Source organism: Sulfitobacter sp. S223, from assembly GCF_025143825.1.
Lineage (GTDB): Bacteria > Pseudomonadota > Alphaproteobacteria > Rhodobacterales > Rhodobacteraceae > Sulfitobacter.
This window is the reverse complement of the sequence record NZ_CP083560.1, coordinates 3,354,975-3,381,058: the sequence shown is the minus strand read 5'-3', so window position 1 is coordinate 3,381,058 and position 26,084 is coordinate 3,354,975. Positions and strand designations below refer to the sequence as shown.

Sequence of the window (26,084 nt, the reverse complement as noted above, 5' to 3'; positions counted from 1 at the left end):
CACCTTACAGGATGTCACATGCGTACTTCGTTTTCCAACTTGCCGCTTACCCGATGCCGAAGGACTGGGCCTACAAGGTTTCCGCGCTGATGAAAGAGGTCCACGATCCAGTCTATGGCGACATAACCAGTTCGGCCGCACTCAACCTGTGTTCAACCCTGCCATCGGCGCCCGAAGTCAACGGCGCAGTAGCAGCCGTAAAAACTGCGTGGCCCGGATGGTCAAAAACCCCTGATGATGTCGTTGGTAGGGTCACCCACAGGCTTGAAGTTCTGGAGTTCGCACCAAAACCTTCCGAGCATGTTCCGTCGGCATCGTTGAAGCTGATCAAAGAGACCTGCCGAAGGCGTGTTCAATGTGGTTTGCGGCGATAAGAAAGCCTTGGATGCACTGCTGCACAGCCTCGATGTCAAAGCCATCAGCTTTGTCGGATCGAACCCGATTGCGAAATAAACTCACCAGACCGGTACAGCCAATGGCAAACGCGTTCAGGCGCTAGATGGTGCAAAGAACCACGTGATTGTCATGCCAGATGAAGATCTGCAAATGAAAGCTAACGCCCTGATGGGCGCGGCCTTTGACCCCGCTTGCGAACGATGCATTGCGATTTCTGTGGCCGTGCTTGTGACAGATGCGTTGATCGAAATTATAATCCTGAAAATTATCGCGCTGAATGTTGCCCCAAAAACTGACAAAGCGTCTGAAACGGGTCCACTGGTCACTGAACAACATCTCGCAGAGGTGCGCGGCTATATCACACGGGTGAATCGGAAGGCGCAAAGGTTGTTAAGAACAGCGGTACGTCTAATCAGGATGTGCAGGGCTATGAAGGCGGCTATTTTCTTGGAGGGGCACTGTTGGACAATTCACGCCCGACATGACCTTCTCCCGCAGGTTTGAAACCTCAAAGTCCGAATTCACCCACTTGGCTTTGCGCAAGAAACCTACAGCGCTCCTCATAGGTGTCGTGCAAGGACAGGGCGAAATGCAATTTAATATAGGCCATTTCCGGTGTCGTATCGCGGCCGTCTACCACATTGTTGTCTCTCATAACCTGACCTGCGGCATAGGTGCCCAGTTTCATTCCGCCTTCGGGGCACTGGCTGACGGCGATGATTGGAATTTGCCGGTCGCGCGCGCGGCCAAGTGCGGCGCGCATCTCTGGCGTGTCGGGCGCGGTTCCGGACCCATAGCACCGCAACACCAGCCCGTCGCAGTGTTCGATGGAAAAAGCCAGAACATCAGTGAATGGCCCCGGCGTGACTGAGAAAACGCCGACCTTCTGCGGAAACAGAACATTCAGACCTGCGCGATCGGCGTCAATTAGCGGGGCAGCCGTGCTTGTCTCGGCCTCAAATGCGTCAAATGCGCTGGAATGGGATTTCCGCACGCGGGCACCATGCAAGAGACGTCCTGCAAATTGAACCCAAACCCCGGGTTTACCGGTGCCAGCGGCGTTCAGCGCGCCGCGCAGGTTGTCCAGACCATCGTTGCCTTCCACCGTCAGGGGCAACATTGAACCAGTGACGATCACCGGCTTGTCCAACCCCGGAAGCGCCAGACAAAGCGCCCCTGCCGTGTAGGCCAGCGTATCCGTGCCGTGGGTAACAACAACCGCGTCACAGGTGGCATGGGCATCATTGATACAACGTGCGATTCTGATCCAGTCAGCGGGTGTTGCTTGGGCGCTGTCGATCAACGGTTCAAGCGCGTGGATGGAAACGCTTGCCGCAATCTCTCCCGAAGCCGTCAGGCCTTGCACCGCATCCTCCAAGACGCCCGCCTTCGGGGCAAATCCATCTTTCGTTTCGATCATCCCGATCGTGCCGCCCGTATGGATCAGAAGTATGCGCATAGTGGTTCTCCGTGCTGTGGCTTTACAGCAAATGCTTAGGTATCCTTGCGTATCTGTCCTCAATCGCGCGCGCAATGCAGGCGCGACCAAGCGATGAAGAGCCGAGATGCTTCAAATCCTGACTTTGGATTGCCCGGATCAACTGGACATGATTTGAAAGCTCCGACACGGACGGTGTCAAAGAAAAGGAAGCTCAATGACATTTTCAATTGGCATCGGCCCGAATATTCGAAAATCAGCTTACTTTGATGCAACTGTGCGCGACGGTGTTCAAAGTTTCTCAGTCTACAATCACATGTATATACCGGCTCACTTTGGTGATCCTGAGGCCGAATACGACCGCCTGCTGAACGGTGTCGCAATGTGGGACGTTGCTGCGCAGCGACAGGTTCAGCTCGCCGGACCAGATGCGGGACGGCTTGCGCAATATCTGACGCCGCGCAACTTAGCCAAGACCAAGATTGGACAAGGTCGATATGTACCGCTGTGCGATCATGACGGCTGGCTGATCAATGATCCGGTGCTTCTGAAGTTGGCCGATGATCGCTATTGGCTGTCGGTGGCAGATAGTGACATCCACCTTTGGGCCGCCGCGCTGGGCCGTGAAAAAGGATGGGACGTTGAGATCACCGAGCCCGATGTCTCCCCTCTTGCGATACAAGGTCCGAAAGCGGTGGATGTGGTAGCCAAGCTATTTGGCGACAAGGTGTACTCGTTTCGGTATTTCGGGTTTGAAGAAATCACTCTGGACGGTATTCCGCTGGTACTGGCCCGATCAGGATGGTCCAAACAGGGCGGGTTTGAACTGTACCTTCAGGATCAGACCCGCGGCACCGAGCTTTGGGATAAAGTGAAGGACGCCGGTGCGGAATTCGATATTGGCCCAGGCGCGCCGAACGATTTGGAGCGTCTGGAAAGCGGGCTTATTTCTTATGGTGCAGATATGCGCTGGCAGACCTACCGCACAACGCCGTTTGAGATGGGGTTTGGCGCTTTGGTTGATCTCAAGTCTGGGATTGATTTCGTCGGGCGGGCGGCGTTGATGCGCATTGCGGCCACCGCACCCAAACGCCGCCGTGTGGGGTTGGTCATTGATGGAAATCCACCATTGGTGGGGCATCCGGTTCCCTTATCGCATAATGGAATAGAGGCTGGATTCGTCAGTGAATGGGCGTTCTCAAAGAGGGTGGGCAAAACTGTTGCTGTCGGAATCATTCAAGCCGATTTGCCTATAAGCTCGGATCAGCTGACCATCAAGATCGACGAAAAGGAATACGCCGCGCAAGAGCATGACATTCCTTTTGTGGCCTAGTCCGGAGCTGAGCCGACCAAGTGGCCGCTCCGTAGACGGTGATCGTCAATGCCCCGAAACTGCTGCGTACAGGCCAAATAGGCCGACCGCTACAAGGCTAAGCGCCCAGACAACGTCCAGATTGAACCATGTCTTTGATAGAAACTTCAGGCCCAGCCAGAAATAGATAATGACTGCAACCACTGCGCCCGCCAGCGTCATCGAGAAAGTGTGAACAGCTGCCACCAGAAACGCGGTTGTTATGTTGTTGCTCATCAACGTTTGCGCGGCAAAATGGCCTGTTTCTTCAGGGCTAATACCGCAAATGCCGAGGTAAATAGGCACCAGCATCAGCCCCGCACCGTGTGCCATGGCAGCCAAAAAAGACCACAGGGCCAGTCGTGCGGGGTGAACCCGCGCCAGAAATTTCGGGTGCCGACGGTTGATAAGCAGGTACACCCCCATGGCAATGACCAAAAGGCCGGCCGCAACCCGAATTTCGACCTCCCACTGGACCAGAAAGATCATCAGGGAAAACGGTACAAGGATACCTATCATGGCCAGAAAATGACCCATGGCCAGCATTGCCAGCGCCTTGGGCATGGCAGAGTGACGCCGCTCCATGAGTGCAGCAGAAACCGCTAGCGGCCAGCCCATGCCGGGATTCACACCATGATACATGCCGGAAAATATGACAGCCCACCAAAGGGCTGTCATCGATGATGCGTCACTCATGCGTTAGACAGACGGGTAGCAAAAACTGTCGGTAGAGCAGTCGCCGCCCTCAAGTCTGATTTGGTGACTGCGCAGACCTTCAGGAAACTCGACATAGAAATCCTTGTCGAGTTCGAGCCCCCCGTTTTCACCGACCCTCGCCATGACCATCTGGCCACCTTCGCCATCGGGATAAAACTGATCATCCCAAGTCGAGTAAAGCGAGTTGGTCCAGTAGACACGTTTACCGTCGCGGCTGATTTCAACCATCTGCGGACCAAATGCAAAAGGCTTGCCGTTGGGGTGATCTGTGCCACGTGCTATGCCTCCCAGTTCGACCTTGCCGGTCAGTTTCGGGTTCATCGGGTCCGTCACATCATACTGGTGCATCTCGCCCAAGCCCCAGCACGCGACGTATAGATATTTGTCATCAAGGCTTAGGTCGATGTCGGTGACCAGTGGTGGCACTGCCTCAAACCCTTGCAGAAGTGGCGGCAGGTTTTCTGCCTTTTCGGGGCGCGGATCAATGGTGATCGTCTTCTTGGATTGCCATTTGCCATCGTCGTCCCGCCACCATGTAAAGATCGCACCTTGCAAGTTGGACGTATCCACAACCACGCCGCAGAACCCGTATGACTTGGTCGGGTCATGCGCAGGCCGGATTTCTAGCGCCATCTGGTGGTTCTCGCCCAGATCCATGGTCTGGATGTTCTTGCGGGCACGCAGATCCCAGAAGTGGATCGAATGACCGTATTTGTTGCTTAGAAGATCTTCGGCAACGATGCCGTTTTCGAACTGGGGCGGCAGACCCCATTCCGAACTGACCATGTAGTCCTGCGGCAGGTTCCACCAAAAGTCATAGTGCTTGTCCTGTTTGCCACGGTCCATTTCATATTGGCCGATGATCTCGAATGTTTCGCAATCCATGATAAAGATGCCCGGAGGGCCATCCGTGCCATCTTTGCCACCGCCACCAAGACACGACACATAGATGCCTTCGGGTCCGCAATGTATTGTGTGCGGACGCGAATAGCCCGTCTTCGCGAATAGTTCTTCCGGTTCAATCGTTTTGTGAATCTTTGCCTTCAGGGGCTCTTTGACGTCAATCACATAGATGCGCGACGACCGGATGCCCGGCACGATCAGGTAGCGACGTTCCAGAAATGCGTGACCGGTCAAGGGCGAAAGGGAAGACGAACAGGCGTTCCAGCCAAAGTGGTGAAATTCGTCGCCCTTATTCGGCACGATCACCTGATGCACGATCTGGCCATAGGTGTCGGAATCCGGTTTCAGATCGATCACCGCGATGCCGTCCGACTGCGATCCGTCGGGGCTGAGCATGACAGTAAACGCATAGTTTTCCACCGGTGCTTCCATGGCAAGTTTCGGGGACGCGTGAAATGTTGGATCAGGTCGTAAGTTCATCTTATCCTCCCAGATTGGTGTGCGCCTTTGGCGCGGTTTTAACGGGTGCTGCAAAACCGACCCGTAATTCAGAGGCCTCCTCAAACCTCATCGACGTTACATAATTGAATTTCTCCGCTGGTTTTCTGCGGTAGTTCGCCCCGCGTTTTGATCGTGATTGGCAAAGCGACGCTGAAAACTATCTGCCCAAACCATAGCGATGCGAAATAGATGGTTACCAATTACGAATGCGATGCCGCTCGCGCACAGATCCTTTGTTTTTTGAATTCCACCAGTGGAAATGGGCCTGCCAGTCACGGCGACATTATCCAGTTTCCTTATCCAGTGGTGTAGATGCATATCGGCAGAAACTCTCACTTGGTGAGGCTGTGGTATCGAATGATGAGAGTATTTTGAGTCAAATCAAGCAATTTTCTACGCAGGAAAATAGCGGCGCAGGGATGCAGTTGCAGCAATAGCGGCGGGAAAACCGTGCGCTGGTGCGGAGGTCAACTCCGCATAACTAAAGGCTAGCGGTCTGCTGATTGAGCTATGTGTCACAAGAATGAGGCGATCCGCCCCTGTGATGGACCAGAGGTATTTTTCCGCAATCTTCAATCAGAGAAACGGCAGCGCGCAAAGCGTGACCTTATCCCCTGACAGCGTTTGATATCGGCATATGGGGCCGCCATGGGGCAATCTGATAAGAAGCTGAATCTGCATTTTCAAAGAAGTCCTTTTATCGGGGCGACATCTTTCGCTGTATTCCGGACGGGTGAACACACGCGCAAACACACGAGAACCGGCCGAGGGATGCAGGTTCGAGGCCGGAAGTATATCCGGCCTCGCCGTTATTTAATTGGCGTCTTTATAATTGATCTCGCGCTTGTCTGTGCCGCCTTTTTCGCGGCGGACCAGCAGGCGGTTAAGCGCGTGGATATAGGCGCGCGCCGAGGCGACGACGGTGTCGGTATCAGCGGACTGACCTGTCACGATGCGGCCGTCTTCCTCCATGCGGACCGACACGGTTGCCTGCGCGTCAGTGCCTTCGGTAACAGCGGCCACCTGATAAAGCTGCAAACGGGCAGAGTGCGGGACGAGCGCCTTGATGCATTTGAATGAGGCATCGACAGGACCATCGCCGGTTTGTTCCGTACTTTGTTCCGCATCGTCGATGATCAGGGTCATCTTGGCCACATTGGGGCCTTCGGTGCCGCAAACCACATGCATCGATTTCAGCTTGATCCGGTCGGCCTCGGGGTCGGAGGCGACACGCATCAGCGCAATCAGGTCTTCGTCATAGATTTCCTTCTTGCGGTCAGCCAGTTCCTTGAACCGTACAAACACGTCCTTAAGCTGGTTATCCCCCAACTCATACCCGAGGTTTTCCAACTTGGACCGCAGTGCCGCGCGGCCGGAGTGTTTGCCCATGACGATGTTCGTCTCGGTCAGGCCTACATCTTCGGGCCGCATGATTTCGAAGGTCTCTGCGTTCTTAAGCATACCATCCTGATGGATGCCGCTTTCATGCGCAAAAGCGTTCTTGCCGACGATGGCCTTGTTGAATTGCACAGCAAACCCGCTGACAGAGGCAACGCGGCGCGAGATGTTCATGATCTTCGTGCTGTCGACGCGCGTTTGGTAGGGCATGATGTCATTGCGCACTTTCAGCGCCATCACGACCTCTTCAAGTGCGGTATTGCCCGCACGTTCGCCAAGACCGTTGATGGTGCATTCGATCTGCCGCGCACCAGCTTCGACCGCGGCCAATGAGTTGGCCGTCGCCATGCCCAGATCGTTGTGGCAGTGGGTCGCAAAGATGATTTCATCCGCGCCGGGTACACGCTCCAGAAGTGTGCGGATCAGTTCTGCGCTTTCGCGCGGGGCAGTATAGCCAACTGTGTCAGGAATGTTGATCGTGGTGGCACCGGCCTTGATCGCAATCTCGACCACACGACAGAGGTAATCGATCTCTGTACGGGTGGCATCCATGGGTGACCATTGCACGTTTTCACACAGATTACGCGCATGAGATACCGTTTCATGGATGCGGTCGGCCATCTGGTCCATGTCAAGATTGGGAATCGCACGATGCAAAGGTGAAGTTCCGATAAACGTGTGAATCCGCGGGTTGACCGCGTGCTTGACCGCCTCCCAGCAGCGATCAATGTCGCCGAACTGCGCACGGGCCAGCCCGCAAATCTGGGCAGTCTTGGCTTGCTTGGCGATTTCGGAAACGGCGGCAAAATCACCCTCTGATGCGATGGGGAAGCCTGCCTCGATAATATCGACGCCCATTTCGTCCAGAAGCTGGGCGATCTCCAGCTTTTCGGCATGGGTCATGGTTGCGCCTGGCGACTGCTCACCGTCGCGCAACGTCGTGTCAAAGATCAAGACGCGGTCTTGTTTGCTAGTGGTCATTGGATTGTCTTTCTGTTGTCTGCTGAAGCTTTTCTTGGCGCGCGACACATCCCTCTGAGCGGGCGCGCCGGAGGGCACGCTCAGAGGCGGGCTAGCAGCAGGGCACGCAGCAATGGCGCAGTCGGGTGCGCGGAAAATGGGCTATGTGCATCGTTTTTCATGAGCATAGTTATAACGCCGCTTTTCCAGATGGGAAGGGGGGTAATTATGTCTTTCTTGCCCTAGCGTCGGTCGGCTGGAATCACAGGCAAATCTGGCGAAAGCTGCTGTTGAACTGCGTCGGTTGCGTGCTATCTGGCCGTTGATGAAAAGAGTATTGATCATCGGCGCGTCGGGCGGAATAGGCTCAGCGCTTTGCACTGATTTTAAGGCGCAAGGAGCAGAGGTTGTGGGGTTGTCACGCTCTGTCGACGGGTTTTACATCACCGATGACGCAAGCGTTGAAATGCATTTGGCAAAACTGGACGGGCCGTTTGACGGGCTAATCGTGGCCAGTGGCGCGCTGGAGATTGACGGCGCAGTGCCAGAGAAAACCATCAAATCAGTGCGCGCGCAGTCCATGGCAGACCAGTTTGCGGTGAACGCCATTGGACCTGCCCTTGTTTTACGCCACGCGGCACGGCTTTTGCCGCGTGAAGGCCGCAGCGTTTGTGCGGTGCTAACTGCGCGGGTCGGCTCCATCGGAGATAACCGGATCGGTGGTTGGACCAGCTACCGCGCGGCGAAGGCTGCAGCCAACCAGATCGTGCATACCACTGCTATCGAGTTGGCTCGCACCCACCCTGAACTGGTTTGTGTGGCACTGCATCCCGGTACGGTTGAGACGCCATTCACGCAGAAATACCTCGGCAGGCATCCTGCTGTGCCCGCCGACGAGGCTGCACAAAACCTGGTGCGTGTTCTGACGGGTTTGACGGTTGATCAGACCGGTGGCTTTTTCGATTGGGCAGGAAAAGAGGTGGCATGGTGAGCCGACTTGTTTTGGTTTTGGGGGATCAGCTTTCGGAAGGCCTGAGCGCATTGCGCGAAGCGGACTGCGCAACTGATACTATTGTGATGGCCGAGGTTGTCGATGAGGCGACCTATGTGCGCCACCACCCCAAGAAGATCGCGTTGATTTTCACTGCCATGCGCAAGTTTGCCGCCATGCTTGAAGACGCAGGGTGGACCGTCGCCTACAGCCAGTTGGATGATACCGACAATGCAGGCTCAATCGTAGGAGAGCTTTTGCGGCGGGCCGAACAGACCGGCGCCAAAGAGGTCATCTGCACAGAGCCGGGAGAGTGGCGGCTGATCAACAAGCTGACGCATGCGCCGATCAAAACACGCATCCTGCCTGACGATCGCTTCCTTGCCTCTCATGCTGAATTTGAGGCTTGGGCCGAGGGCCGCAAAGCGCTGCGGATGGAGTATTTCTACCGCGATATGCGTCGCAAGACCGGTCTGTTGATGGAGGGCGATGAGCCCGCAGGCGGACAGTGGAATTTCGATCACGACAATCGCAAGCCCGCCCCCGGTGATGTTGCCCCCGAAGGACCGTTGAGGTTTGAACCTGATAATATCACGGGCGATGTTATGGCGTTGGTTGAAGCGCAGTTCGACGATCACTTCGGAGAGCTTCGGCCTTTCTGGTTTGCCACTACACGCGCGCAGGCGTTGGAAGCGTTGGACCACTTCATCACTCATTCCCTGCCGCGTTTTGGTGATTTTCAGGACGCCATGCTGCGCGGTGAAGAGTTCATGTTTCACGCAATTCTTTCCCCTTACCTCAACATAGGGCTGTTGGGTCCCCTAGAGATTTGTAAGGCAGCGGAAGCGGCCTACAAACGCGGCGATGCACCAATCAATGCCGTCGAAGGGTTTATCCGCCAGATCATCGGCTGGCGGGAATACGTGCGAGGTATCTATTTCCTTGAAGGCCCCGAATACGCCCAGCGCAACGCGCTAAACCAAAAGCGGGATTTGCCGAGCGTTTACTGGGGTGGGAAGACTGATATGGCTTGCATGGCGGCTGCGGTGGATCAAACTGCAAAAGAAGCCTACGCCCACCACATCCAGCGTCTTATGGTGACAGGTAATTTTGCACTGCTAGCGGGGATTGATCCGACGCAAGTCGCGGACTGGTACCTAGAGGTCTACGCAGACGCCTTTGAATGGGTCGAAGCACCCAATGTTGTAGGGATGAGCCAATTCGCCGACGGCGGCGTGATTGCCTCGAAACCCTACGTATCCTCAGGGGCCTACATCAACCGGATGTCGGACTATTGCAAAGGTTGCGCTTATAAAGTGAGCCAGAAAACCGGCGAAGGGGCGTGCCCCTTTAATACGCTTTACTGGCACTTTCTGGATCGTCACCGTGATCGGTTTTCAGGCAATCCACGCATGGGAAACATGTACCGCACGTGGGATCGCATGGACGAGGACAAGCGCAAAACCGTGCTTGCTGACGCGGAGGCTGTTCTGGCAAAACTTGACGCGGGCGAGGTTGTTTGACGCAAGACGGCATTCCATCGAAAAGCTTCGACAGAAGACGCGGGATCACGGCGGCTCGTTTATCCACGGTGTCCGTTTAAGGTGAAGCGGTTTGGAATATGTGTGAAAGCGTCTCTGCAGCGGTGAACTGATCGTAAATGTATGCACAAAGTTCAGATGGATACCCAAAAGATTAACAATGACCTCACAAGCTACCGTTCAGTTCATCAGAAATTGATATCCCTCTAGCCATGCAAGGCTGTGCTGTCGTCAGGTGCTTCGTCACGTTCGAACATGCCGTAGTCACGCAAGACGTGTGCCACGCGCAGTCGGTAGTCGCTAAACATCACCTCGCGCCCTGCCTTTTGCGCGCCCCGGTGTCGGGTCAGACGCCTCCATTCGTTCAATGCCTCCTCGTCGCGAAAAAAGGATAGGGAAAGCAGCTTTTCGGGATTGGTGATACTTTGAAACCGTTCGACCGAGATAAAGCCGTCTATCTGCTCGACCAGCGGCCGCATCTCTGCCGCCATGGCAAGGTAGGCCTCCTTTTTATCTGCGTGCGGCATGACTTCGAAGATGACTGCGATCATTGGCTTTCTCCATGAGGGGCTGAGGCGAGGGTGAGGAATGTGCGGTCTTCGCGCAATAGGAACTTTTCAGATTGTGCGAAGGCATAGTTTTCGCGACCCAGTGGATCGTCTGCAAGGCGGGATCGGTAGGTCTCATATGCCGCAAGCGAGGGGATATTGTAGATTCCGTAGGCGAGCGTCGAAGACCCTTCATGCGGGGCGTAGTATCCCACAAGATCAGCACCGCATCGAGGGATGGCCTGACCCCAGTTGCGGGCATAGCGTTGGAATTGTTCTTTCTTGGTCGGGTCAATGTGGTAGCGGATGATGCAGGTGAGCATTGGAGTTCCTTTCTGTTTCTGCCCTTGTCTAGCGCATTGATTGGCGTGAGTGCTTCGTCTACGGTCGAAGTATGAAAGAAGGTCCAGACATAGCCCGTATTGCTGCGCTGATTGGTGATCCGGCGCGCGCAAATATTCTAAGCGCGCTCATGAGCGGGAAAGCTTTGACCGCAACCGAGCTTGCGAATGAGGCTGGTGTCACGGTTCAAACCGCAAGCGCCCATCTGGCCAAGCTTGAGGCGGGCGGGCTGACTTCGGTGCGCAAAGCCGGAAGGCACCGCTATGTGTCGCTAAGCGGGCCAGAGGTAGCGGCGGTTCTGGAGGCGCTTATGGGGCTGGCCGCAGGGCAAGGGCATTTACGCACATATACGGGTCCACGCGATGTGGCACTGCGTGAAGCGCGGGTATGTTACAATCACTTGGCCGGCGCGCGGGGCATCGCAATGTACGATTCCATGACGGTGCAGGGTTATCTGACCGAACAAAATGACACAGTCGTCTTGAGCGCCTCGGGCGCAAAATTTGTGACCGCGTTTGGCGTAGATCTGGCCGCGTTGGAACGGGCCCGCGCGCCGGTTTGTCGGACCTGTCTGGACTGGAGCGCGCGGCGGACCCATTTGGCCGGTGGGCTGGGGCGTGCAATGTTGGTGCAGATGGAGGCGCTTGGTTGGGCCGCGCGCGAAAGCGGCAGCCGCGTTGTCCGGTTCACGCGCCAAGGTAGCGTGGCGTTTGAGGCGCAGTTCGCCATTAATGCGTAAAGGGCTGTCTTGTTCGCGGCGCTTGCTTCTGTAACGCTCTGGCTAAATCACAGAAAGAGCAGAAGTCACAATGTCAGTTACCCCTCCCGATTTTCCTTGGTCCCCCGCGATGAATGCCTACGGGTTCTACTGTATTCCGGGCACATTCAGGAAACGCGAGGTTTCACAGATTCTGTTGAAGGGTGAAGTGAACGAGCCACGCACGCTGAGCTTGATCCAGCAGTTTGCAGGAAACGGCGATATCGTGAGTGGTGGCGCATTTGTAGGTGATTTCCTGCCGTTTATGTCCCGAACGTTGAAGCGCGGTGCCTACGTCCATTCGTTTGAACCGAACCCGACCGGGTTTGCTGCAGCGAGTATGACGCTTGCGCTTAACGATGTCAGGAACGTCAAGCTTTCGCCTGTTGCTGTCGGGAAGGAGGCGGCAGTATTGCCACTGCTAATTTCGACGGCAGAAGGCAAGGAAATGGGTGGGTCGTCCAAAATCGTGGAAGAGGCAAAAGAGGGCCGTACGATTGATGTCGATATCGTGCGGATTGATGATCTGGTGCCCGACTCCCGTAAAGTCAGTGTGCTTCAGTTGGACATCGAAGGGCACGAAGGCCTCGCCTTGGAAGGCGCGCCACAGACGCTTGCCAATGGACATCCGCTGGTGGTGCTGGAAACCTTGGCCGCCCAAGACCCGCGTGAAATTGAGGCGAAGCTTCGAGAACTCTGTCCTGCTGCCGAATACACCTTGATGGGTATGATGGAGCGTAACGCGTTCTACAAACCGCTCAAGGCGCGCAGCTGATTTCTAGCTTAGTCGCTTGATGGGGTCTCGGGCGCTGTTTCTACCGGCTCTGTAACCGCAGGCTCGGTCAGTGCTCCGTTGTCCCAATCGCCTGAAGCTTGCTCGCCCGTGGCGTAGCGCATGGTGCCTTGCCCCTGACGTTTGCCGTCCTTGAACATGCCGACATACACATCGCCATTTGCGTAAGTGGCGGTGCCTTGTCCTTCGATCTCTCCGTTGGCCCATTCCCCTTCGTAGACGAAGCCGCTGGCCATCGTGATCTTGCCCGTGCCTGCGCGGCGACCGTCAAGGAATTGCCCTTCATAGACAGTGCCGTCGGGGTAGGTAGCCGTGCCTGTGCCGTGGCGCAGCCCGTCTTTCCACATGCCCACATAAGTGCGGCCATCGCCGTAGGTGAGCGTCCCTTGACCCTCATTGCGGGCATTTACGAACCCGCCCTCGTATATCATGCCATTGGGATAGGTCGCGCGGCCTTTGCCTTCTATCACGCCGGCGACCCATTCACCTTCATAGGTTGAGCCGTCAGGGTAGGTGATTTTGCCCGGCCCCTCAGCGAGATTGTCGATAAATGTGCCGGTCTGGACGGAGCCGTCAGGGTAGGTCACGGTGCCAGCTCCTTCGGCGCGGCCTTCGACCCATTGTCCTTCGTATGTATAGCCGTCAGAGCCTTTGAACGTGCCTGTGCCGTGGCGTTGGTCGTTCAGGTATTCGCCGGCATAGGTGTCACCTGACGCTGTCGTGGACGAGCCTGTCCCCTCGCGGCGACCTTCAACCAGATCGCCTTCGTAGATGTCACCATTGGCTTGTACGATCTTGCCTTTGCCATTGAGCTGTCCGTTGGCCCAAGTGCCCTCCAGCGTGAAACCTTCGGGGTGGGTCAGTTTGCCGGTGCCAGAGCGCGCACCATTGACGACGGTCCCTTCATAGATTGCGCCATCCGCGTCTTTGATAACAGCTTGACCTGTGGCCTGACCGTCAACCCAGTCGCCTTTGTATTCATAGCCGGCGGGCGTAACCAAAACGCCCTTGCCGTGCCGTTTACCATTGCGAAAGCCACCTTCGTACCGTTCGCCGCTGGCATGGATTGCAATACCCTGACCCGCGATAGTACCGGCCTGCCATTCACCCTCATAGGTGCCACCGTCTGCCATAGTGATCTTGCCAATGCCCTCGGGTTTCCCCTTGGAGAAGTCCCCCTCGTAGATCGATCCGTTGGGGAAGCGGGCGATGCCCTTGCCTTTGATCTCTCCCTCTACCCACTGTCCCGAATACTCGTACCCGTTGGGCAGGGTGTAAGTGCCAGTGCCATGTTGCAGGCCATCCTTGAAGGTGCCTTCATAAACGCCGCCGTCATCGTATTGCTTGCTGAGCACTTGCGTGTTTTGCGCCCATGCAGGCGCAAGGGTCAAAGGTGTCAGGGCGGCGGCGAGCAGCAGGGTACGCAGTGTCATGGTGGTCCTGTCATCTGGGTCGGGCATCACGTGCCCGTCTGGTCAGGAGCAGACTAATGATGCAGGTCCAAAGGGGCAACGTCCTTTTGCGGCGTCGGCCAATGTGGGCTTTCCCTAGACGCCTGATCTGCTACATCAGGCGAAGTAAACGAGAGGGATACCCATGGCAGAGCGGTTTCGCATTACATTGGCGCAGCTGAACCCGACGGTTGGCGATCTGGCAGGCAATGCCGCCCAAGCGCACGCAGCATGGGTCGAAGGCCGCGATGCCGGCGCTGATCTGGTCGCGCTGCCCGAGATGTTTATCGCGGGCTACAACGCTCAGGATCTGGTTATGAAGCCGGCGTTCCAGCTGGACGTGATGACGCATATCGAGGCTTTGGCAGCGAAATGCGCGGATGGTCCGGCCTTGGCGATTGGCGCGCCGCTGGCGGAAGGTGCCGAACTGTTCAATGCCTATCTGATCCTCAAAGGCGGCAAAATCGTCTCGCGTGTGCTCAAGCACCATCTGCCCAATGAGACAGTCTTTGACGAAGTCCGTATCTTTGACAGCGGGCCATTGGGCGGTCCCTATTCAGTCGGCAATACCCGCATTGGCAGCCCGATTTGCGAAGACGCGTGGCACGAAGATGTTGCCGAGACATTGGCTGAGACGGGTGCAGAATTTCTGTTGGTGCCCAACGGCTCCCCTTATTACCGAGGCAAATTCGATACGCGGGTGAGCCATATGGTTTCACGTGTCGTCGAGACGGGGCTGCCGCTGATCTACCTGAATATGGTTGGTGGTCAGGACGACCAGATTTTTGACGGTGCCAGCTTTGGCCTGAACCCCGGTGGCAAGCTGGCCTTCCAGATGCCTGCGTTTGACGCACTTATACAGCATGTGGACCTTGAGCGTGGGCCGGATGGCTGGCGTATCATTGAGGGGGAAAAAGCCGTTCACGCAGACCCTTACGCGCAAGATTACCGCGTGATGGTACAGGGTTTGCGGGATTACATGCGCAAGACCGGTTTCAAAAAGGTTCTGTTGGGTATGTCCGGTGGCATCGATTCGGCGCTGGTGGCGACGATTGCGGTTGATGCGCTGGGCCCCGAGAATGTGCGCTGTGTTATGCTCCCGTCCGAATATACCTCTGCTGCGTCCCTCAAGGATGCAGAGGATTGCGCACAGGCGCTGGGCGCGCGGTATGACTATGTTCCGATTAAGGAGGGGCGCGATGCGATTACGCAAACGCTGGCACCGATGTTCGAAGGGACCAAGCCTGATTTGACCGAAGAAAACATCCAGAGCCGCTTGCGCGGTTTGCTGTTGATGGCGCTATCCAACAAATTTGGCGAGATGCTGCTGACCACTGGCAACAAATCCGAAGTAGCCGTCGGATATGCCACGATCTACGGCGACATGGCGGGTGGTTATAACCCGATCAAAGACCTTTATAAAATGCGCGTGTTCGAGACATGCCGCTGGCGTAACGCCAACCACGCCGCGTGGATGATGGGCCCAGAAGGCCGCGTGATCCCAGAGAACATTATTACAAAAGCGCCATCGGCCGAGTTGCGCGAAGACCAGAAAGACAGTGACAGCCTGCCTGACTATCCCGAACTGGACGCTATGTTGGAAATTCTAGTGGACCGTGACGGCTCCATTGCTGATTGCGTCGCCGCAGGTTTCGACCGTGATGTGGCCAAGAAGGTCGAGCATCTTGTCTATATTTCCGAATACAAGCGCTTTCAGTCCGCGCCGGGGCCGCGCCTGACAAAAGGTGCTTTCTGGCTGGACCGCCGCTATCCAATCGCAAACCGCTGGCGCGATCCGTCCTGAAACGAATAGAGCGGGTGCAGGCGTGCTGGGGCATGGGCTGTTATCGACGCGGCAACCTGCACCCCACAAAGACTTGAGTTGTGCATTTCGGTTGAACACGTAAGCGTTGCACTGGCGGCAACCTTGGAGACGTTGATGCGGTATTTATTCTTTGTGCTGGCGCTGTTTATGGCGCCAATGGCGCAGGCCTGCGGCGCGGACAGTGATTGCCTGCTGGGGGACCGCGTCTATCGGATATCTCTGCCAGCGGGGCAGAGCGGCCCGGTTGGTGCAATAGTCTGGGCGCATGGGTACCGGGGCTCTGCGGCAGGCGTTATGCGTAACATGAGCCTGCGACGGATGGCTCATTCAAAGGGGTTAGCGCTCATTGCTGTTCAAGGTGTGGGGGGCAGCTGGGATTTGCCAAATGGCCCGCGTACGCCTGATAGCACTGGCGCGGCAGAATTTGCCTATTTTGAAGCAGTGATCGCAGACGTTCAGACGCAATTTGACATTGATCCTGCGCGGCTGGTGTCGAGCGGTTTCAGCGCGGGGGGCATGATGGTCTGGAATCTTGCCTGTGCGCGCCCTGAAACCTTTGTCGGGTTCATTCCTTTTTCGGGCACCTTCTGGCTGACCCCTCCCGATAACTGTGTAACCCCTGCTGCAAGTTTGGTGCATATCCACGGCGACCGCGACACGACCGTGCCGCTGGAAGGACGAGAGATTGGGCCGACCCGTCAGGGCAAGGTTTCAGATGCGCTGCGGATGTATGCAGACTTGGGGGCGTTCGGACCCGCACGCGATGTGGACACGGATATGTTGCGCTGTTCACAGCGCGAAAACGCGGCCGCAAAAATACTGGAGCTCTGCCTGTTCGAGGGAGGGCATTCGTTCCGAACCGAGTACCTTGAGTATGGGTTGGAACGTTTGGCTGCCGCCGGAAAGTTTTAGCAGACATACGTCTGTGCCGATCCCTGCTCAGAACAAATGTGCGCGATGCGCAGTCAACTGGACAAACGGGTGCCGCTGTGCCAGCAAGCGCGACAACAGGAGGCATCTATGTCTGATAAAACCATTACACGTTTCGCCCCGTCCCCGACCGGCTGGATTCACGTCGGGAATTTGCGCACTGCGCTGATGAACTACCTGATTGCGCGCAAGGCGGGTGGCGAATTTATTCTACGGATTGACGATACTGATCCCAACCGCTCAAAAGAAGAGTATGTGGATGGCATCAAGCGTGATCTTGATTGGCTTGGTCTGCATTGGGACCGCGTAGAGCGGCAATCCCTGAGGTTGGAGAAATACCACGAAGCCGCAAAAGAACTGCGCGAGATGGGCCGCTTTTATGAGGCGTTCGAGACGCCAACCGAGCTGGACCTCAAGCGCAAAAAGCAGCTGAATATGGGCAAGCCGCCAGTCTATGACCGTGCCGCTCTTGCACTAAGTGATGCGGAAAAGGACGCGCTGCGCGCCGAGCGTGGCAATGGCGTTTGGCGCTTTAAGCTGCTGCAGGAACGTATTGTCTGGAACGATGGTATTCTTGGAGATGTCAGCATCGATGGCGCATCAGTGTCTGATCCCGTGCTGATCCGTGGCGATGGCCAAATTCTGTACACGCTGGCCAGCGTAGTGGACGATACCGAAATGGGTGTAACCCACGTTGTGCGCGGCTCTGACCATGTCACCAACACAGGGACCCAAATCCAGATCATGCAGGCGCTGGGCGGCTCTGTGCCTGCGTTTGCCCACCATTCCCTGCTCACTGGTCCGCAGGGCGAGGCGCTGTCAAAGCGTTTGGGTACACTGGCGCTTAAGGATCTGCGCGAAGCGGGGATTGCACCGCAAGCATTGCTGAGCTTGATGTCCCGTTTGGGATCAAGTGATCCGGTCGAATTGCGCACCGAAATGTCCGAGTTTGTGGAAGGCTTTGATATATCCCGTTTCGGCTCTGCCCCGACGAAGTTCGATGCCGAAGACCTCAAGCCATTGACCGCACGCTATTTGCAAACCCTGTCTCTGGAAGATGTGGCTGAAGATATCCGTGCCTTGGGTGTGCCCGATGTACACGCTGAGCGTTTCTGGAGCGTTACGCGTGAAAACATCACTACCCTGCACGACCTCAAAGGTTGGTGGACAATGTTCAGCGAAGGCGCAGAGCCGGCAATTGACGAGGAAGATCGTGAGTTCATCGCACAGGCTATGACGATGCTGCCAGAAGGTGAATTTGATGACTCCACATGGGCCAATTGGACCTCAGCTGTGAAAGAGGCGACTGGCCGTAAAGGTAAGGGTCTGTTTATGCCGCTGCGCAAGGCGCTGACCGGTCAGGCACATGGGCCGGACATGTCGGCAGTGATGCCGCTTTTGCAGGTGGTCAAAGCAAGGGCCTAAGCAGCTGCACGCCCTCCCCCGCAAGGGGGAGGTGCCGGATCAATCGGCCACGATAGTTGCGTTGCGCAAGGCAAGGTGCTGATCGACCAAAGCAGTTTCCTGCGCGCTTAGGATTTGCGCGCGGGGATATTTAGGGGCCGCGCGATCATTCAAAACATGCGTGTCCCAGCCATCGGTCGTCGCAAAGAAATCAGCCACGCCGCCAGCACCAAATTCCCGCAAATAGCCCTGTACGACCACATCCAGATAGCTCAGCAGAATGTGGTTGGTCTGTCCCCTTACCCATGTCTCGGGTGGTACGGAATAATGTGAGATCAGGGTTTGTGGGGCACGCGGATGTTGGACTGCGGTTCCTGAAGGGATGCGCGCATAGCCGTATTCGCGGGCATCAAGTGCGGCCCAATCGGCCCCCGGCACTTCGGCGATCAGGCCGTCAATTGTTGTGGATGGATCAGCGATAACACTTAGAAAAGCCAATCCGCGCTCTTGGGTATAGACCCATTTACGGCGCCAACCATTTAGCTGCGCGCGTGCGGCCTCCTGGTAGCTGTGCGTGTCGCGGTTAACAAGGCTGCCATAGCCAAAGAAACAGGGATGCATTGTGAGTGATTGCCTTTGAATTTATGGCGCTACCTAAACATTGCTTGGACATCTGGGCAACCCTGCACATGGCGATTGAAAAAGCCCGCAGGCTTTGGCAAAACAGCAAAAGCGAAGGAAGAGTGCCATGAAATTTACCGAAGAACACCTGTGGTTGCGCGTCGATGATGACGAAGGTGAAGTGACCGTCGGTCTCACGACTTACGGCGCAGCCGAATTGGGCGAGGCCACATTTATAGAGCTGCCCGAAGAAGGTGACGTCATATCCGCAGACGATCCCGTTGTTGTGATCGAGGCGGATGATGATGCGGTAGATATCCTTGCCCCGCTGGATGGCGAGGTGATCGAAGTCAACTCTCCCCTAACCCGCGCGCCCGAGGTCATTTCAGAGGACCCACAAGGGGATGGTTGGCTGTTCAGGATGAGCATCGACGATCCCGATGCTCTTGAAGAGTTGATGGATGAACCGACCTACCAGAAATACATCCGGTAGGTCGAAGGATTAATTTTCGTCCGTAGATGTGAGGAGGAAGTTGAACTTTTTCTTCAGCTTTCTCCATGTCGCTTTGTCAGGTGCGATCAGCAGATGGCCGGTCTTGCGCGTCGCGTCATAGTCGCCCCCATCAAGCATTTCCACATGTGCGCCAGCGCGTGCCATAATCAATGCGCCGGCCGCGTGATCCCATGGATGCAGCAGGGCCGTCAGACTGAAATCCACATACCCCTGCGCCAGCATCCGGTATTCATGCGCGGAACAGCGCAGGGTATTGATGCGGGTAAAGTCAGGGAATGTCGCGGCAAGTGCTGGCTGCTTGTCCTTTGGAAACAGATGCAGCGGTATGATGCCTGACATTTCTTCCAGAGGTTTGCTTTTCGCGGCCTGCAGGGTTTGCGCCGCGCCAAATGGGCGCTGCAGCTGCGGGGTCATTTCTTCGTCGGCGATCGCCCAGTCATCGCCTACCGGATCATAGATAAGACCGAATACAGGTTTGCCGTAGCGTGTCGCGGCGATGATAACACCAAACAGCGGCAATCCGTGGGCGAAGTTCCATGTCCCGTCTACCGGATCAATATGAAACGCCAACTGGGCGTCTGCGATGTCGTCCAGAAGCGATGGCTTGGCAGAGACTGCTTCTTCCCCGATGACCAGCGCAGAGGGGAATGCGATTTGCAGCGCGCGGGCGATCATCGCCTCTGCTTTGGTGTCAGCATCAGTCACCAGATCCTGCGCATTCGATTTGGTGCGGATATCGCCGTCCGACAAACGGCGGAAGCGGGGCATCACCTCGGCGCGGGCGGCGCGGCGCACGATGTTGATGATCTGTGTACGCTGTGCGTTAGAGATCGGGGGTGCCAACGTCGCTGGCAAAGACTGGTCGGATTCTGGGGTGGTGCTGGTGTCGGTCATTTAGGCACTCCTTGTTCAAATCAATTCTACCCCCCTCGGCACTGGAGGCAAAGGGGAAGAGCAGGAATTAGGCATCGTTTAGGGGCCAATTATTCTCTTGCGCGCAGCGCACGGGCAGGGCGGGCCTGTAGTGCGCGGCGGGCAAAGCCAAGACCGGCCAGAACGGTGGCCGCGATCCCGCCCGCGATGATCATCAGAGCAGAGGGCCAGATAATGATATAGTCGGTTTCCATCACGAAATTGCTCACCGCCCAGCCGCCCAATGCACCTGCCAGAAGGGCCACGGCACCCGCAGCAAAGCCCAAAATGCCGGCACGTAAAATGAAACTGGCTGCGATCATGCGCCGTGAAGCGCCCATCGTCTTGAGCATGGCTGCTTCATAGGTCCGCGCATCAGCGCCTGCAGCGGCCGCACCGATCAATACCAGAAAGCCGGTAAGCAATGTTGCGGCAGCGCCGTAGGAGGTTGCTGCAGCCAGACCGCCCAGCACATCCGCCACCCGCGCCAATGCATCTTTGACACGAATGGCGGTGATATTCGGGAACTGGCTTGCCAGATCGCGCAGGATCTGTGCCTCTGCCTCCGGTTCGGCGTAGACGGTTGAGATAAAGGTGTGCGGCGCACCCTCAAGCGCGCTAGGGTTCATCGTAAAGACAAAGCCGATACCAGCGTTGGAAAAATCCACCTCTTGAAAGCTTGTGATGGTACCTGTGATATCTCGGCCCAGTACATTGACCGTAAGCGTATCACCGAGGCTGAGGCCGATCTCATCGGCTTCTTCCGCAGCAACGCTGATTTGTGGCGGGCCGGTATAATCGGCATCCCACCATTGGCCTTTGGTGATGATTGCCGTCTCGCCGGGTTGCGCGGCATAGGTTAAGCCCCGATCTCCACGCAGGGCCCAGTGGTCTCCACCAGTTTCGGCGGCGGGTCTGCCGTTGATCATGGTAACAACGCCACGCAGCATGGGGGCACTGTCAATGCGGCTTACCGCGGGATCGTTTTTCAGGCGTTCAGTATAGCCCGGCATCTGCTCCTTTTGGATATCAACAAAAAAGTAGCTTGGCGCAACATCAGGCAGGTTGCCCGCAATGGCCTGACGCAGGTTGCCGTCGATTTGCCCGACTGCTGCCAATACAGAAAGGCCAAGTCCGAGCGAAAGAACAACGGCACCAGCACCTTCGCCTGTGCCGCCGATTGCAGCCATGGCCCAGCGCCAACGCGGCCGCCCTCGCAAGCGATGGCTAAGCGCGCGTGCTGCGATGCGTATCAAGAAGGCCGCAAGCGATAGCAGTGCAAGGGCGCCAGCAATGCCGCCCAGCGTCCAAAGCGTGAGCCACCAGTTGCCGCTGAACCAACCGGCAAGCCCGACAAGCGCGGCGATTGCGAACCCGGTTGCAAGGATGAAGGGCAGGGCAGGTAGGCGGCTGGCACCGTCCCATGAATCCCGAAAAAGGGTCGCGGCGCGCACACGATCGGTCCGCGCCAATGGCCATAGGGTAAAGATGAAAGCCGTCAGTAGCCCGTACAGACCCGCCTCTATCAGTGGTTCGGGGAATATGGCGAAGGCCGAGGGGATTGGTAGCCGCGCCTCCAGCACTGGTGCAAGCGCGATGGGGACAGCAGCCCCAAGAACCACACCAATGGCTACGCCGAGCAGGGACAGGATGCCAATCTGGATAAAATAGGTTTGAAAAATCGTGGCACGATCTGCACCAAGCGCACGCAGGGTGGCTATGACTTCGGTCTTGCGTGCCAGATAGCTGCGCACGGCAGCAGACACCCCAACGCCCCCCACAGCAAGGCCGGATAGCCCCACAAGTATAAGGAAGGAACTTAACCTTTCTACAAAGCGCGCAACGCCCGGCGCGCCGTTGCTGGCATCACGCCAGCGCATGCCGCTGTTGGCAAATGTCTCTTCGGCCTCGGCCTCCAGCTCAGGGATTGATGCCTCTGGCGGGAGAGTGAGGCGGTATTTGCTGTTGTATAGTGTCCCCGCAGAAAGCAGGCCCGAAGCTGCAAGACTGTCGCGTGTGACCAACGTGCGCGGCCCGAGGGCAAAGCCTGAACCCGCGCTATCCGGCTCACGAGTGATCTCTGCCCGCAAGATGAAGGATTGCGTGCCCAAGGCGAATGTGTCCCCGATGCTCAAACCAAGCCGATCAATCAGAGCGCGTTCCATAACGCCACCCGGTAGACCATCTTCCACTGACAGCGCATCAGCCAAGGCGATGTCTGGCGCCAGCTCAACGGACCCCACAAGCGGATACAGCCCGTCGACAGCCTTTACCTGCGTCAAGGCGCGGTCATCGCCGGCAGCGGCCATCGACCTGAATTCAGCCACTTCGGACACGGCCGTGGCATTGCCCTGCATCCATGCCAGTTCGACTTCGGTTGCGAATCGGTAAGTCAGCTCAAGTTCGGCGTCGCCGCCCAGAAGCGCCGCACCTTCGCGGGATAGTCCCGCCTCAATGCCAGAGCGGACGGACCCAACCGCAGCGATTGCGGCCACGCCAAGCGCAAGGCAGGCTAAGAACAAACGAAAACCGCGCAAGCCACCGCGCAATTCGCGGCGGGCGAATTTGGTCGCAAGGGCAAGGCTCATGCGATGCGCCCGTCACGCAGGGAAATGACCCGGTCACAGCGGGCCGCCAAAGCATCAGAGTGGGTAACCAGCACCAGTGTCGATCCGTGCTTGTCGCGCAGGTCAAACAGCAGATCCATGATCGCATCGCCATTGGCGCTGTCGAGATTGCCTGTCGGCTCATCCGCGAGCAGGATCGCAGGCCGCGGCGCTGTTGCGCGGGCCAGTGCGACGCGCTGCTGTTCACCGCCGGATAATTGCGAGGGGTAGTGATTGGCCCGCGCAGCAAGCCCCACGGTCTCTAATGCTTCGGCTGCCCGATCAAACGCGTCTGCATGTCCGGCCAGCTCTAACGGCGTGGCGACGTTCTCCAGCGCGGTCATGGTCGGGATCAAGTGGAAGGACTGAAAGACAATGCCCATCCGGTCACGGCGAAACCGTGCCAGCGCATCTTCGTTCATGGCTGTCAGATCTTCACCCATGGCATGCACGCTGCCTCCTGTGGCCTGCTCCAACCCACCCATAACCATCAAGAGAGAGGATTTGCCGGAGCCGGAAGGACCGATCAAGCCGATACTTTCTCCTGCGGTGACCTCTAGTGTTATGCCGTGCAGAATTTCGACAGGCCCTGCATTGCCATTTAGACGCAAGGCTGCATCTTTAAGAGAGAATATTGGATTGCTCATGGGGCCCTCGTTTATGGCGTCCCTTTGGGATATGGAGGGAATGTCGGAATGCGCAAGGCTTTAGCATGGATTCTTACGGTTTTTGCAGGAATGGCACAGGCGGAGGACATGGTCATTGCCGCTTTGGGCGACAGTCTGACCCAAGGCTATGGGCTGGTGCAGGAGGAAGGTTTTGTTCCGCAGCTTGAAGCATGGTTGCGGGCGGAGGGCGATGATGTGCAGTTGGTCAATGCGGGTGTGTCCGGCGATACGACCGCAGGTGGCCTATCCCGTGTGGGATGGACATTGACGCCAGAGGTGGACGCGATGATCGTGACGCTAGGCGGAAACGATCTGCTGCGTGGTTTGTCGCCAGATCAGGCACGTAATAATATTGAGGGCATCTTGCAGGCTGCTCAGGAAGCCAATGTTGAGGTGCTGCTGATCGGGATGGACGCGCCGGGTAACTTTGGCCCTGACTACAAGGCCGAGTTTGACGCGATTTATCCGGAATTGGCGCAGACTTATGGTGCAGTGTTTCTCGAAAGCTTCTTCGCGGGGCTGAGCGAGGATGGTATTGCGCCTGATCCTGCAAGTTTGCGGGAGTGGTTTCAGAGCGACGGAATTCACCCGAACGCCAAAGGTGTTGAGCGTATCGTTCAGGCAGTTGGCCCCAAAGTTCAGGAGCTGATTGAGCAGGTAAAGGCAGGCGGTTGATCCGTATGCCCATTTTTTAAGCGGCTGCATTTTTTTATTCGCCGGTCTAAATTTTACCAGTTGATAAAAAAATAGACCTGTGCCAGCGTTTGACCCAAGGAACGGTTTTCTTAGGGGATCAGCAATGGCGGACAAGGTTTTTGAAGCGGGCGTACAGGCAGGGCGGTTGGATTCGCCGACCTATGAGACGCATTTTGCGGACCTGCATCCGCCACTCGATACTCATGAAGCGATCGTCGCGGCGGACCGCTGTTACTTCTGCCACGATGCGCCCTGCATCACGGCATGTCCCACGGATATCGACATCCCGTTGTTCATTCGGCAGATCGCGACAGGTACGCCGGATGCAGCTGCCAAAACGATCCTGAGCCAGAACATCATGGGTGGCATGTGCGCCCGCGTTTGTCCGACAGAGCAGCTATGCGAACAGGCCTGCGTACGTGAGATGGCCGAGGGCAAGCCGGTCTTGATCGGTCAGCTTCAACGCTATGCAACGGATCATTTGCAAGAGCAGGGCGTGCATCCGTTCACCCGTGCCGCTGCTACTGGCAAGCGGGTTGCCGTGGTGGGCGCGGGGCCTGCGGGCCTGTCCGCCGCGCACCGTCTTGCCATGCTGGGCCATGATGTCGTGGTTTATGACGCACGGTCCAAGGCGGGCGGTCTGAATGAATACGGAATTGCGACCTACAAGACGCCGGATGATTTCGCGCAGGGCGAAGTGGACTGGCTGCTTAAAATCGGCGGCATCACGATCGAAACGGGTCGGACATTGGGCACCGACGTCACGTTGGAAGAACTCAAATCTGACTTTGATGCTGTCTTCCTTGGCATGGGGCTGGGCGGCGTGAACGCGCTGGGCGCAGATGGCGAAGACAAAGATGGCGTTTTAGACGCTGTCGATTTCATCGCAGATTTGCGTCAGGCGTCTGACGTGGCAAAGGTGCCTGTTGGCCGTGATGTGGTCGTTATCGGCGGTGGCATGACGGCAGTTGATGCTGCTGTTCAAGCCAAACTATTAGGCGCGCTAAACGTCACATTGGTTTACCGTCGTGGTCGGGACCGGATGAACGCCAGCCCGTTCGAGCAGGACCTTGCCGCCAGCAAAGGTGTGCGGATTGTGACCCATGCGACGCCAAAAGCTGTGATCGGCAATGGCGCTGTGCGCGAGATAGAGTTCGACTATGTGGGCGACGACATGACCCCTACGGGTCAAACGTTGCGTTTGGCCGCAGATCAGGTGTTCAAGGCGATTGGCCAGACACTTGAAGGCGCAAACCTTCCCGCGCTTGAAAACCGGAAGATCAAAGTGGATGGCGCTGGCCGTACATCGGTTCAGGGTGTTTGGGCGGGCGGGGACTGTGCTTCTGGCGGCGACGACCTGACTGTGACTGCTGTGGCCGAAGGCCGTGATGCTGCAATGGATATTCACGCCGCGCTCATCGGGTAGTCTTTTTGTGCTATGATGTCTGCAAAAGGGGAGACTTTAGCGATGTATGTAATGAGCTTTGTTGCCGCTGTGCCGACAGATCAAAAAGACGCCTACCTTGCGCATTGCCGGATGGCTGCGGAAATCTTCAAATCCCACGGCGCGCTTCGCGTGGTCGAGCTGTGGGGCGAAACGGTGCCGCCGGGAGAAAAGACATCCTTTCCTCTGGCTGTGGCTGCCAATGAGGGTGAGACGGTTGTGACCGGCTGGCAGGAATGGCCGGACAAGGCGACTTGCGATGAGAATATAGAAAAGGCGATGCGCGATCCGCGTTTGGCCGAAATGGGCGCGCTGCCGTTCGATGCGGCGCGGATGATTTATGGCGGGTTCGAAACCCTCGTGGATATGTAGGAGCA

24 protein-coding genes and 1 pseudogene are annotated in these 26,084 nt (G+C 56.8%); 14 read left to right on the top strand and 11 right to left on the bottom strand.

Annotated features, from left to right (window positions below):
• Window positions 1-89: 89 nt before the first annotated feature.
• Both K3757_RS16125 and K3757_RS19165 read left to right on the top strand, forming a co-directional pair.
• Entirely contained in the window at window positions 90-374 is a 285-nt protein-coding gene (locus K3757_RS16125) for a hypothetical protein (protein WP_259997018.1), read from the top strand.
• Window positions 349-900: pseudogene (locus K3757_RS19165) on the top strand (aldehyde dehydrogenase family protein). The gene K3757_RS16125 and the pseudogene K3757_RS19165 overlap by 26 nt, the downstream one beginning before the upstream one ends.
• Before the next feature lie 4 nt (window positions 901-904).
• On the opposite strand, the gene K3757_RS16120 reads toward K3757_RS19165, so the two are convergent.
• On the bottom strand, window positions 905-1,855 hold the full coding sequence (locus tag K3757_RS16120) for an asparaginase (RefSeq protein WP_259997016.1): 951 nt from the start codon (window positions 1,853-1,855) through the stop codon (window positions 905-907).
• A 196-nt stretch (window positions 1,856-2,051) separates the two neighbouring features.
• Between K3757_RS16120 and K3757_RS16115 the strand changes: the two genes are divergently transcribed.
• Window positions 2,052-3,167, top strand: a complete 1,116-nt coding sequence (locus tag K3757_RS16115; RefSeq protein ID WP_259997013.1) for a glycine cleavage T C-terminal barrel domain-containing protein — start codon at window positions 2,052-2,054, stop codon at window positions 3,165-3,167.
• Between the two features lie 45 nt (window positions 3,168-3,212).
• On the opposite strand, the gene K3757_RS16110 is transcribed toward K3757_RS16115, so the two are convergent.
• From K3757_RS16110 to K3757_RS16100, 3 genes are all read right to left on the bottom strand, one after another.
• Complete coding sequence (locus tag K3757_RS16110) at window positions 3,213-3,881, bottom strand: hypothetical protein (RefSeq protein ID WP_259997010.1); 669 nt, start codon at window positions 3,879-3,881, stop codon at window positions 3,213-3,215.
• Between the two features lie 3 nt (window positions 3,882-3,884).
• Window positions 3,885-5,285 (bottom strand): selenium-binding family protein, encoded by a 1,401-nt coding sequence (locus K3757_RS16105; protein ID WP_259997008.1) that lies wholly within the window; start codon window positions 5,283-5,285, stop codon window positions 3,885-3,887.
• An 834-nt stretch (window positions 5,286-6,119) separates the two neighbouring features.
• A complete protein-coding gene (locus tag K3757_RS16100) occupies window positions 6,120-7,685 on the bottom strand; it encodes a 2-isopropylmalate synthase (protein ID WP_259997007.1) in 1,566 nt (521 codons plus the stop codon).
• Between the two features lie 304 nt (window positions 7,686-7,989).
• Between K3757_RS16100 and K3757_RS16095 the strand changes: the two genes are divergently transcribed.
• Together K3757_RS16095 and K3757_RS16090 are read left to right on the top strand one after the other, a co-directional pair.
• Window positions 7,990-8,655 (top strand): SDR family NAD(P)-dependent oxidoreductase, encoded by a 666-nt coding sequence (locus tag K3757_RS16095; protein ID WP_259997004.1) that lies wholly within the window; start codon window positions 7,990-7,992, stop codon window positions 8,653-8,655.
• Window positions 8,649-10,178: a cryptochrome/photolyase family protein gene (locus tag K3757_RS16090; protein WP_311201744.1), complete on the top strand. Its 1,530-nt coding sequence runs from the start codon at window positions 8,649-8,651 to the stop codon at window positions 10,176-10,178. The genes K3757_RS16095 and K3757_RS16090 overlap by 7 nt, the downstream gene beginning before the upstream one ends.
• Before the next feature lie 224 nt (window positions 10,179-10,402).
• Here the strand turns inward: K3757_RS16090 and K3757_RS16085 are convergent, their stop codons facing one another.
• A complete protein-coding gene (locus K3757_RS16085; RefSeq protein WP_259997002.1) occupies window positions 10,403-10,747 on the bottom strand; it encodes an antibiotic biosynthesis monooxygenase in 345 nt (114 codons plus the stop codon).
• Window positions 10,744-11,067 carry an NIPSNAP family protein gene (locus tag K3757_RS16080; RefSeq protein WP_259997001.1) on the bottom strand — a complete coding sequence of 108 codons (324 nt, stop codon included), beginning with the start codon at window positions 11,065-11,067 and terminating at the stop codon, window positions 10,744-10,746. Before K3757_RS16080 ends, K3757_RS16085 begins: the two co-directional genes overlap by 4 nt.
• Before the next feature lie 71 nt (window positions 11,068-11,138).
• Between K3757_RS16080 and K3757_RS16075 the strand changes: the two genes are divergently transcribed.
• A complete protein-coding gene (locus tag K3757_RS16075; RefSeq protein ID WP_259997000.1) occupies window positions 11,139-11,825 on the top strand; it encodes a helix-turn-helix transcriptional regulator in 687 nt (228 codons plus the stop codon).
• A 70-nt stretch (window positions 11,826-11,895) separates the two neighbouring features.
• A complete protein-coding gene (locus K3757_RS16070) occupies window positions 11,896-12,618 on the top strand; it encodes an FkbM family methyltransferase (RefSeq protein WP_259996999.1) in 723 nt (240 codons plus the stop codon).
• 8 nt (window positions 12,619-12,626) lie between these two features.
• On the opposite strand, the gene K3757_RS16065 is transcribed toward K3757_RS16070, so the two are convergent.
• The gene (locus tag K3757_RS16065) at window positions 12,627-14,069 is read right to left on the bottom strand and encodes an MORN repeat-containing protein (RefSeq protein WP_259996998.1); all 1,443 of its coding nucleotides are present in this window, start codon (window positions 14,067-14,069) and stop codon (window positions 12,627-12,629) included.
• A gap of 163 nt (window positions 14,070-14,232) precedes the next feature.
• On the opposite strand from K3757_RS16065, the gene K3757_RS16060 reads away from it, so the two are divergent.
• The 3 genes from K3757_RS16060 (at window position 14,233) to gltX (ending at window position 18,267) form a co-directional block, all read left to right on the top strand.
• Entirely contained in the window at window positions 14,233-15,891 is a 1,659-nt protein-coding gene (locus K3757_RS16060; RefSeq protein WP_259996997.1) for an NAD+ synthase, read from the top strand.
• Between the two features lie 135 nt (window positions 15,892-16,026).
• Entirely contained in the window at window positions 16,027-16,824 is a 798-nt protein-coding gene (locus K3757_RS16055) for a PHB depolymerase family esterase (protein WP_259996990.1), read from the top strand.
• Window positions 16,825-16,932: 108 nt separating this feature from the next.
• The gene (gene gltX / locus K3757_RS16050; RefSeq protein ID WP_259996989.1) at window positions 16,933-18,267 is read left to right on the top strand and encodes a glutamate--tRNA ligase; all 1,335 of its coding nucleotides are present in this window, start codon (window positions 16,933-16,935) and stop codon (window positions 18,265-18,267) included.
• Window positions 18,268-18,306: 39 nt separating this feature from the next.
• Here the strand turns inward: gltX and K3757_RS16045 are convergent, their stop codons facing one another.
• Complete coding sequence (locus K3757_RS16045) at window positions 18,307-18,867, bottom strand: gamma-glutamylcyclotransferase family protein (protein ID WP_259996988.1); 561 nt, start codon at window positions 18,865-18,867, stop codon at window positions 18,307-18,309.
• A gap of 127 nt (window positions 18,868-18,994) precedes the next feature.
• Between K3757_RS16045 and K3757_RS16040 the strand changes: the two genes are divergently transcribed.
• Window positions 18,995-19,360, top strand: a complete 366-nt coding sequence (locus K3757_RS16040; protein ID WP_259996987.1) for a glycine cleavage system protein H — start codon at window positions 18,995-18,997, stop codon at window positions 19,358-19,360.
• A 9-nt stretch (window positions 19,361-19,369) separates the two neighbouring features.
• Here the strand turns inward: K3757_RS16040 and K3757_RS16035 are convergent, their stop codons facing one another.
• The 3 genes from K3757_RS16035 to K3757_RS16025 form a co-directional block, all read right to left on the bottom strand.
• Entirely contained in the window at window positions 19,370-20,275 is a 906-nt protein-coding gene (locus K3757_RS16035; protein WP_259996986.1) for an inositol monophosphatase, read from the bottom strand.
• 89 nt (window positions 20,276-20,364) lie between these two features.
• Window positions 20,365-22,881 (bottom strand): ABC transporter permease, encoded by a 2,517-nt coding sequence (locus K3757_RS16030; protein WP_259996985.1) that lies wholly within the window; start codon window positions 22,879-22,881, stop codon window positions 20,365-20,367.
• On the bottom strand, window positions 22,878-23,546 hold the full coding sequence (locus K3757_RS16025) for an ABC transporter ATP-binding protein (protein WP_259996984.1): 669 nt from the start codon (window positions 23,544-23,546) through the stop codon (window positions 22,878-22,880). Before K3757_RS16025 ends, K3757_RS16030 begins: the two co-directional genes overlap by 4 nt.
• A 48-nt stretch (window positions 23,547-23,594) precedes the next feature.
• Between K3757_RS16025 and K3757_RS16020 the strand changes: the two genes are divergently transcribed.
• The 3 genes from K3757_RS16020 to K3757_RS16010 all read left to right on the top strand — a co-directional run bounded on the left by K3757_RS16020 (window position 23,595) and on the right by K3757_RS16010 (window position 26,079).
• On the top strand, window positions 23,595-24,242 hold the full coding sequence (locus K3757_RS16020; RefSeq protein ID WP_259996982.1) for an arylesterase: 648 nt from the start codon (window positions 23,595-23,597) through the stop codon (window positions 24,240-24,242).
• Window positions 24,243-24,366: 124 nt separating this feature from the next.
• A complete protein-coding gene (locus K3757_RS16015; RefSeq protein ID WP_259996979.1) occupies window positions 24,367-25,689 on the top strand; it encodes an NAD(P)-dependent oxidoreductase in 1,323 nt (440 codons plus the stop codon).
• A gap of 51 nt (window positions 25,690-25,740) precedes the next feature.
• The gene (locus K3757_RS16010; protein WP_259996978.1) at window positions 25,741-26,079 is read left to right on the top strand and encodes a DUF1428 domain-containing protein; all 339 of its coding nucleotides are present in this window, start codon (window positions 25,741-25,743) and stop codon (window positions 26,077-26,079) included.
• Window positions 26,080-26,084 lie beyond the last annotated feature (5 nt).

What these genes read in the sequence shown, in the direction of transcription:
- gltX (WP_259996989.1), top strand. Translation starts at nt 16,933, where the DNA reads ATGTCTGATAAAACCATTACACGTTTCGCCCCGTCCCCGACCGGCTGG.
- K3757_RS16125 (WP_259997018.1), top strand. Translation starts at nt 90, where the DNA reads ATGAAAGAGGTCCACGATCCAGTCTATGGCGACATAACCAGTTCGGCC.
- K3757_RS16070 (WP_259996999.1), top strand. Translation starts at nt 11,896, where the DNA reads ATGTCAGTTACCCCTCCCGATTTTCCTTGGTCCCCCGCGATGAATGCC.
- K3757_RS16110 (WP_259997010.1), bottom strand. Translation starts at nt 3,881, where the DNA reads ATGAGTGACGCATCATCGATGACAGCCCTTTGGTGGGCTGTCATATTT.
- K3757_RS16035 (WP_259996986.1), bottom strand. Translation starts at nt 20,275, where the DNA reads ATGACCGACACCAGCACCACCCCAGAATCCGACCAGTCTTTGCCAGCG.
- K3757_RS16080 (WP_259997001.1), bottom strand. Translation starts at nt 11,067, where the DNA reads ATGCTCACCTGCATCATCCGCTACCACATTGACCCGACCAAGAAAGAA.
- K3757_RS16015 (WP_259996979.1), top strand. Translation starts at nt 24,367, where the DNA reads ATGGCGGACAAGGTTTTTGAAGCGGGCGTACAGGCAGGGCGGTTGGAT.
- K3757_RS16065 (WP_259996998.1), bottom strand. Translation starts at nt 14,069, where the DNA reads ATGACACTGCGTACCCTGCTGCTCGCCGCCGCCCTGACACCTTTGACC.
- K3757_RS16095 (WP_259997004.1), top strand. Translation starts at nt 7,990, where the DNA reads ATGAAAAGAGTATTGATCATCGGCGCGTCGGGCGGAATAGGCTCAGCG.
- K3757_RS16090 (WP_311201744.1), top strand. Translation starts at nt 8,649, where the DNA reads ATGGTGAGCCGACTTGTTTTGGTTTTGGGGGATCAGCTTTCGGAAGGC.
- K3757_RS16025 (WP_259996984.1), bottom strand. Translation starts at nt 23,546, where the DNA reads ATGAGCAATCCAATATTCTCTCTTAAAGATGCAGCCTTGCGTCTAAAT.
- K3757_RS16045 (WP_259996988.1), bottom strand. Translation starts at nt 18,867, where the DNA reads ATGCATCCCTGTTTCTTTGGCTATGGCAGCCTTGTTAACCGCGACACG.
- K3757_RS16105 (WP_259997008.1), bottom strand. Translation starts at nt 5,285, where the DNA reads ATGAACTTACGACCTGATCCAACATTTCACGCGTCCCCGAAACTTGCC.
- K3757_RS16100 (WP_259997007.1), bottom strand. Translation starts at nt 7,685, where the DNA reads ATGACCACTAGCAAACAAGACCGCGTCTTGATCTTTGACACGACGTTG.
- K3757_RS16060 (WP_259996997.1), top strand. Translation starts at nt 14,233, where the DNA reads ATGGCAGAGCGGTTTCGCATTACATTGGCGCAGCTGAACCCGACGGTT.
- K3757_RS16055 (WP_259996990.1), top strand. Translation starts at nt 16,027, where the DNA reads ATGCGGTATTTATTCTTTGTGCTGGCGCTGTTTATGGCGCCAATGGCG.
- K3757_RS16085 (WP_259997002.1), bottom strand. Translation starts at nt 10,747, where the DNA reads ATGATCGCAGTCATCTTCGAAGTCATGCCGCACGCAGATAAAAAGGAG.
- K3757_RS16010 (WP_259996978.1), top strand. Translation starts at nt 25,741, where the DNA reads ATGAGCTTTGTTGCCGCTGTGCCGACAGATCAAAAAGACGCCTACCTT.
- K3757_RS16020 (WP_259996982.1), top strand. Translation starts at nt 23,595, where the DNA reads ATGCGCAAGGCTTTAGCATGGATTCTTACGGTTTTTGCAGGAATGGCA.
- K3757_RS16120 (WP_259997016.1), bottom strand. Translation starts at nt 1,855, where the DNA reads ATGCGCATACTTCTGATCCATACGGGCGGCACGATCGGGATGATCGAA.
- K3757_RS16030 (WP_259996985.1), bottom strand. Translation starts at nt 22,881, where the DNA reads ATGAGCCTTGCCCTTGCGACCAAATTCGCCCGCCGCGAATTGCGCGGT.
- K3757_RS16115 (WP_259997013.1), top strand. Translation starts at nt 2,052, where the DNA reads ATGACATTTTCAATTGGCATCGGCCCGAATATTCGAAAATCAGCTTAC.
- K3757_RS16075 (WP_259997000.1), top strand. Translation starts at nt 11,139, where the DNA reads ATGAAAGAAGGTCCAGACATAGCCCGTATTGCTGCGCTGATTGGTGAT.
- K3757_RS16040 (WP_259996987.1), top strand. Translation starts at nt 18,995, where the DNA reads ATGAAATTTACCGAAGAACACCTGTGGTTGCGCGTCGATGATGACGAA.